At 72.9% G+C, this 6452-nt stretch carries 6 protein-coding genes; 3 read left to right on the top strand and 3 right to left on the bottom strand.

The annotated features are described in order from the left end of the window. Window positions 1–154: 154 nt before the first annotated feature. A complete protein-coding gene (locus ACFV7Q_RS07060) occupies window positions 155–880 on the bottom strand; it encodes a 3'-5' exonuclease (RefSeq protein ID WP_385424596.1) in 726 nt (241 codons plus the stop codon). A 214-nt stretch (window positions 881–1094) separates the two neighbouring features. Between ACFV7Q_RS07060 and ACFV7Q_RS07055 the strand changes: the two genes are divergently transcribed. Both ACFV7Q_RS07055 and ACFV7Q_RS07050 read left to right on the top strand, forming a co-directional pair. Further along, a complete protein-coding gene (locus tag ACFV7Q_RS07055) occupies window positions 1095–1685 on the top strand; it encodes a DUF4365 domain-containing protein (protein ID WP_385424594.1) in 591 nt (196 codons plus the stop codon). After that, window positions 1685–2923, top strand: coding sequence for a hypothetical protein (locus tag ACFV7Q_RS07050; RefSeq protein WP_385424592.1), 1239 nt, complete (start codon window positions 1685–1687; stop codon window positions 2921–2923). Before ACFV7Q_RS07055 ends, ACFV7Q_RS07050 begins: the two co-directional genes overlap by 1 nt. 14 nt (window positions 2924–2937) lie before the next feature. Here the strand turns inward: ACFV7Q_RS07050 and ACFV7Q_RS07045 are convergent, their stop codons facing one another. Together ACFV7Q_RS07045 and ACFV7Q_RS07040 are read right to left on the bottom strand one after the other, a co-directional pair. Next, complete coding sequence (locus ACFV7Q_RS07045) at window positions 2938–3360, bottom strand: hypothetical protein (protein WP_385424590.1); 423 nt, start codon at window positions 3358–3360, stop codon at window positions 2938–2940. Window positions 3361–3769: 409 nt separating this feature from the next. After that, on the bottom strand, window positions 3770–4300 hold the full coding sequence (locus tag ACFV7Q_RS07040) for a GNAT family N-acetyltransferase (protein WP_385424588.1): 531 nt from the start codon (window positions 4298–4300) through the stop codon (window positions 3770–3772). A 161-nt stretch (window positions 4301–4461) separates the two neighbouring features. Here ACFV7Q_RS07040 and thrS point away from each other — a divergent pair, with 161 nt between their 5' ends. Further along, window positions 4462–6438, top strand: coding sequence for a threonine--tRNA ligase (gene thrS, locus ACFV7Q_RS07035; protein ID WP_385424585.1), 1977 nt, complete (start codon window positions 4462–4464; stop codon window positions 6436–6438). The last annotated feature ends 14 nt before the right edge of the window (window positions 6439–6452 follow it).

Here is a 6452-nt window from a genome sequence, read left to right as displayed (position 1 = left end):
TTTTCTTCCCCTTTATCGCCCAGGGGGTGTGGGCGGTCGGCGTTCAGCCCCCCGGGCCTTCCGCATTCCCGGGACCCACCGGGCGGCATTCCGGGGCCCGTTCACCCCTCGCCCGCACGGCCCCGCCGCCTGCCGCGCCCACCCGCAGCACGTCTCACGCCGCCGTGGACACCTCCGGCCGCAGCGGCCAGTGCGGATCGACCGCCTCCGGCGTTCCCTGCCGCGCGAACCAGGCCTGGAGCCCACGCGCCTGTGCCGCGTGCCACACCGCCTGCAACGTGTGCAGTTCGGCCGGCGACAACCGCTCCAGCCGGCCCGCGAACCGGCGGCCCACCGCCCGTACGACCTCCAGCGAGGCCAGGGCGTCCGCCGCCGCGTCGTGCGCGCCGTCCAGCTCTATCCCGTAGTGCTCGCACAGGTCCGTCAGCGTGCGGCGGCCCTTGCGGTACCGGTCCAGGTGCTTGTCCAACACCCGCGGGTCCAGCACCGTCAGCGGCCGGTTGTCCAGGTACCGGGCCAGCGAGGAAGCCCGGTGCCGGCGCAACTCCCGGTCCAGCAGGGTCAGGTCGAACGGTGCGTTCATCACCACCACCGGTCGGCCGGCGACCTGCTGCTCCGCCAGCGCCCGGGCTATCTCCTCCACGACCGGCGCCGGCCACCGGCCGTTGTGCTGGAGGTACTCGTCCGTCAAGCCGTGCACTTCCGTGGCCTGCGGCGGCACCGGCACCCCTGGGTTGACCAGCCAGCGCGTCGAGCGGACCCGGCCGCCCGCGCACTCCTGCACGACGAGAGCGGCGGACACGATCCGGTCCTGCTCCACGTCCACCCCGGTCGTCTCCGTGTCGAATGCGGCCAACGGGCCCTCGTACCAGCGTGTCATGGCGAACTCCTCGTCCCCGATCGGCAGATGGGGCGTACGTCGAACACGCCACCCTTGCCCGAATCCGTGATACCCGGCCCGTTTGCGCCGTACGCCGTTTGCGGCCCGCCCGCTGCGGAGACAACCACCCTGGGGGACCGCACACATGACCGGCCGTCACCCCGCCCGTTCCCTCATCCGCCAGAGCCCGCACGGCACGGGGAGCTTTCCGGCCATGGCACTCACACAGCCCGAACCGGGCGGGGTGCTGCAGGGGCGCACGGGTGCGCGCGACCAGGCGCGCCCCGCACCGCTGCGCGGCACACTCGCCACCACCGCCTGCATGGAGACCCTCCAGGTGGGATACCTGCACGCCGTCGCGGCCGCCGCGGGCTGCTCGCTGTCCCAGCCCTTCCCCGACAACGGCATCGACTGGCAGGTCAGCCACGGCGCGCCCGAGCACGTCGTGGACGACGAGGTCACCATCAAGGTCCAGCTGAAGGCGACCTACCAGATCCCGCCCGAACCGCCGGGCCCCACCTTCGCCTTCACCCTGGACAACGAGCACCTGGTGAAGCTGGCCCGGACCCCGGTCGCCGTCCACAAGATCCTCGTCGTGATGCTCGTGCCGCGCGAGCGCGACCACTGGCTGTCCGCCGGCCACGACCGGCTCGACCTGCGGCACTGCTGCTACTGGACCAACCTCGCCGGGCACCCCGTGACCGGCCGGCGCCGCACCACCGTCCGGATCCCCACCACACGGATCTTCGACGACCGCGCGCTGTGCGAGATCATGACCCGCGTCGGGTCGGGAGGGACACCTTGATGCACCGGCCGCCACCGCCCCTCGAACCGCCCGCCGCCCTCCCCGAGTTCGCGGACCGCCCCGGCACGGGAGTCCCCGACCCCGGGCAGGTCGACCCGGCCGTGTTCGGCGTCCTGCTGCGCCGGCACGGCTGGCAGCGCCGCGGGGGCGCGGCCGGCCGCTACGGGCGCTGGACGCCGCCCGCCGCCGACCCGGCGGCCCGCACGGGCACCAGCCTCCTCGTGCCGGAGTCCCGCGCCTTCCCCGACTGCACCGACCTGCTGGAGGAGGCGCTCGTCGCGCTCGCCCGCGGCGCCCTGCCCTGCGCGCGCGAGGTGCTCCACGGGCTGAGCGTCCCCAGCGACGAGATCCGCTGGGAGCGGCAGAATCCGCAGGTCCCGCGGACCCCCGGCCGCAGCCCCCGGGCCCTGACCGTGGAGGACCACCTGCGCTCGGCCGCCCACCGCATGCTGCTCGCCGGTGCGCTGGCGGCCCGGTCCACCGCCGGGTACTACGGGGCCCGGCACCGCCGGCAGGCCGAACGGGACCTCGACGGCGTGGTCGCCGGGCCGACAGCCGCCGGGGGGCGGCTCACCGCGTACCTTCCCGTCGCGGGTGGCCGCCGCACCGTTACCCGGCTGCACCACGCCCTGCACGCGGCCCGCGAAGCCGTGGACTACCGGCGCACCACGGGCGGGATGGAGGCCTTCGACGCGGCGGTCCGGGCGGGGGTCAGCCGGGAGCTCGCCGACGCCCTGATCGACCTCGTCAGCGGTTCCGAAGGCACCCGGGTCGCGCTGGCCTGGGCGCCGGCGGCCGGGGCGCCCGCCGGCTGCGCGGCCCGGCCCGAACCGGTCGAGTTCACCCCGGGGGACCTGCCCGCGCTCCGCGAGGCCTCGGCCCGCTACACCCGGGACGAGCCGTCGGTCCCGGTGCAGATCACGGGGACGGTGGTCCGCATGCGCCGCACCACACCGGCGGTCGGCGGAGCGGTCCGCCTGCAGGTGCTGTCCGGGGCGGACGTACCGCAGGTGCGGATGGCCCTGGACGAGCGGGCGTACCGGGTCGCCGGGCACGCGCACCTGGCCGGAGTGCCGATCAGGGTCACCGGGCGGCTCCAGCGCCGGGGCGGCTTCCGCCGCGTCGCCGAGATCACCGACGTCCGGGCCGTCCCGCTGGACGAGGCGCAGCGCGACCGGCTGATCAAGTCCATGGACGAGTCCCTCGACCCGTCGGACGTCCTGGCCCCGGAGGACTAGGGGTACCCGGCGCGTCATGCTTCGGCGTCGGGGGTCCTCAGGTCGTAGAGGTAGGAGCGGTCGTTCTTGAAGCTGCGCCAGACGGCGGCGGGAGGTTCGGGTTCGTCGGCGTGGCCGTCGAGGGGACGGGCGGTGACGACGCCGTCAGCGATCTCACAGTGCCAGCCGTCGGTCGGCGACCACACGCACCACACGTTCCCGTCCGTTCGGCGGTAGGCGGGGCGGCCGTTGCGTTCCCCGTCGCGTTCGAAGGCGTGGCGGAGCCCGTCGAGGTGGCGTACGAAGGTGAAGGAGGCGAGTACCGTCATGCCTCCGGCACTGTAGGGGACGACGCCGCCGGCGATCCGGGGAGCGGGACGCGCCCGGAGCCAGGACGAGCGGGCGGCGACGGTCAGGGCGACGCCGCGGACGGCGAAGGTGACGGCGGAGGCGACCATCCCGATGCAGCTGACCAGCAACGCGTCGCCCGAGGAGGGGAAGCCGCCGCACCGCCGCCGCCACGCCGTACGGGGCGAGCGTCGCAGCGCCGAGCAGAGCCGGGGCGAGCGGGAGCCAGCGCGGCACCCGTCGGCCGCGCAGGAACGGCGCCCGGCGCGGGAAGAGCTGCCCCCACGGGCGGACCGGGCCCCAGAGCAGGAAAGCGCCGGGCACGGCCAGCAGCGCCGTGGGGTCAAGGCCCCAGGACTGCAAGGTGACGCCGCGGTGCGGCGGACGGCACCGCCCACCGCACCGTTGCCCGGGCCACCCGGCGCGGGCACCGCTGCCACCAGGCGTGAGGCGCGGAGTGTGACGTCTCACTTGGCAGTCCGCGGGGAGTCCGGACCGGCAGCCGAGACAGCCGGATGATCAGCCGGGCAGTGCCCGGCCGGCGGCCGGGTCGGCTGCCGCCCCGGTCCGCGGGGCGAGTCGGAAGGAGGCCATGACCAGACCGGGCGCGGGGGAGAAGTCCGCCCCGCGGACGAAGCCGAAGCGCTCGTACAGGGTCACCGCCGGCGCGTTCGCCGCACCCGTCGACACCGTGACCGGCCGGTCGGCCGGGACCTCCGCCAGCAGGGCCCGCAGCAGCGCCGAGGCCACACCCCGCCGGAACCGGGCCGGGTCCACGCACAGCCGGTCCACGCACACCGAGCCGTCGGGCTGCTCCTCCCAGGCCACGAAACCGGCGAGCGGGCCGGCCGCTCCCCCGGCTCCCGCCCCCAGCCAGCGCAGCGGCAGCCCCCGCACGTCGGCGAGGGTCTCGTGCAACGCCGGTATGCCGTCGAAGCCGATCAACTCCGCCTCCACCGCGTACGCGGCCCGCCCGATCCGGTGCACGGCGGTCGCGGTCGCTTCGTGGCCGAGGTCCAGGGGCCGTACCGGCCCGGTCGTCGTCACCATGCCCCCACGCTAGCGAACCGGCGGTCCGTGCCCGCTGCCCGCTGCCCGCTGCGGCAACGGCCACGGCAACGGGCATAACCGTTTCGCGGGTGGGCCGCCGCTCTCGGTACGATTCAGACGCGCAGCGTTCGCTGTCGCATCCCTTCAGTCAGGAGAAACCGGTGTCAGACGTCCGTGTGATCATCCAACGCGATTCCGAGCGGGACGAGCGCGTGGTGGCCACGGGCACTACTGCCGCCGACCTCTTCGCCGACGAGCGCACCGTGATTGCCGCGCGCGTGGCGGGCGAGCTCAAGGACCTCTCCTACGCGGTCCAGGACGGCGAGACCGTCGAGCCCGTGGGGATCTCCTCCCCGGACGGCCTCGACATCCTCCGCCACTCCACCGCGCACGTCATGGCGCAGGCCGTGCAGGAGCTCTTCCCCGAGGCCAAGCTGGGCATCGGTCCGCCGGTCCGGGACGGCTTCTACTACGACTTCGACGTCGCACGCCCCTTCACTCCCGATGACCTCAAGGCCATCGAGAAGAAGATGCAGGAGATCCAGAAGCGCGGGCAGAAGTTCTCCCGCCGCGTGGTCACCGACGAGGCCGCCCGCGAGGAGCTCGCCGACGAGCCGTACAAGCTGGAGCTCATCGGCATCAAGGGCTCGGCCTCCACCGCCGACGGCGCGAACGTAGAGGTGGGCGCCGGCGAGCTGACCATCTACGACAACCTGGACGCAAAGACCGGCGAGCTGTGCTGGAAGGACCTCTGCCGCGGTCCCCACCTGCCCACCACCCGCAACATCCCGGCGTTCAAGCTCATGCGGAACGCCTCGGCGTACTGGCGTGGCAGCGAGAAGAACAAGCAGCTCCAGCGCATCTACGGCACCGCGTGGCCGTCGAAGGACGAGCTGAAGGCGCACCTCGACTTCCTCGCCGAGGCCGAGAAGCGCGACCACCGCCGCCTCGGCACCGAGCTGGACCTCTTCTCCATCCCGGACGAGATCGGCTCCGGCCTGGCCGTCTTCCACCCCAAGGGCGGCATCATCCGCCGGGTCATGGAGGACTACAGCCGCAAGCGGCACGAGGAGGAGGACTACGAGTTCGTCTACTCGCCGCACGCCACCAAGGGCGCCCTCTTCGAGAAGAGCGGTCACCTGGACTGGTACGCGGAGGGCATGTACCCCCCCATGCAGCTCGACGGTGGTACCGACTACTACCTCAAGCCGATGAACTGCCCGATGCACAACCTCATCTTCGACGCCCGCGGGCGCTCGTACAGGGAGCTCCCCCTGCGGTTGTTCGAATTCGGCACCGTGTACCGGTACGAGAAGTCCGGCGTGGTCCACGGCCTGACCCGGGCCCGCGGCTTCACCCAGGACGACGCGCACATCTACTGCACCCGTGAGCAGATGGCGGAGGAGCTCGACCGCACCCTCACTTTCGTGCTGAACCTGCTGCGCGACTACGGCCTGACCGACTTCTACCTGGAGCTGTCCACCAAGGACCCGGAGAAGTTCGTCGGCTCGGACGAGGTCTGGGAGGAGGCGACCGCGACCCTCCAGCAGGTCGCCGAGAAGCAGGGCCTCCCGCTGGTCCCGGACCCGGGCGGCGCCGCCTTCTACGGCCCGAAGATCTCGGTCCAGTGCCGCGACGCCATCGGCCGCACCTGGCAGATGTCGACCGTCCAGCTCGACTTCAACCTGCCCGAGCGCTTCGACCTGGAGTACACCGCGGCAGACGGCTCCCGCCAGCGCCCGGTGATGATCCACCGCGCGCTGTTCGGTTCGATCGAGCGGTTCTTCGCGGTGCTGCTGGAGCACTACGCCGGCGCCATGCCGCCGTGGCTGGCCCCGGTCCAGGCCGTCGGCATCCCGATCGGCGACGCGCACGTGGACTACCTGCAGGAGTTCGCCGCCGAGGCGAAGAAGAAGGGCCTGCGGGTCGAGGTGGACGCCTCCTCCGACCGCATGCAGAAGAAGATCCGGACCTGGCAGAAGCAGAAGGTCCCGTTCATGATCATCGTCGGTGACGACGACATGGCCGCGGGCACCGTCTCCTTCCGTTACCGGGATGGGTCGCAGGAAAACGGTGTCGCGCGTGACGCGGCGCTGGCAAAGCTCGTTGACGTGGTGGAGCGTCGGGTCCAGGTGTGATCTGCTCCCCGCCT

This window comes from Streptomyces sp. NPDC059851 (genome assembly GCF_042732005.1).
Classification (GTDB): Bacteria; Actinomycetota; Actinomycetes; order Streptomycetales; family Streptomycetaceae; genus Streptomyces.
Note: the sequence above shows the minus strand (reverse complement) of the source record. Positions and strands in the feature narration are given on the sequence as shown.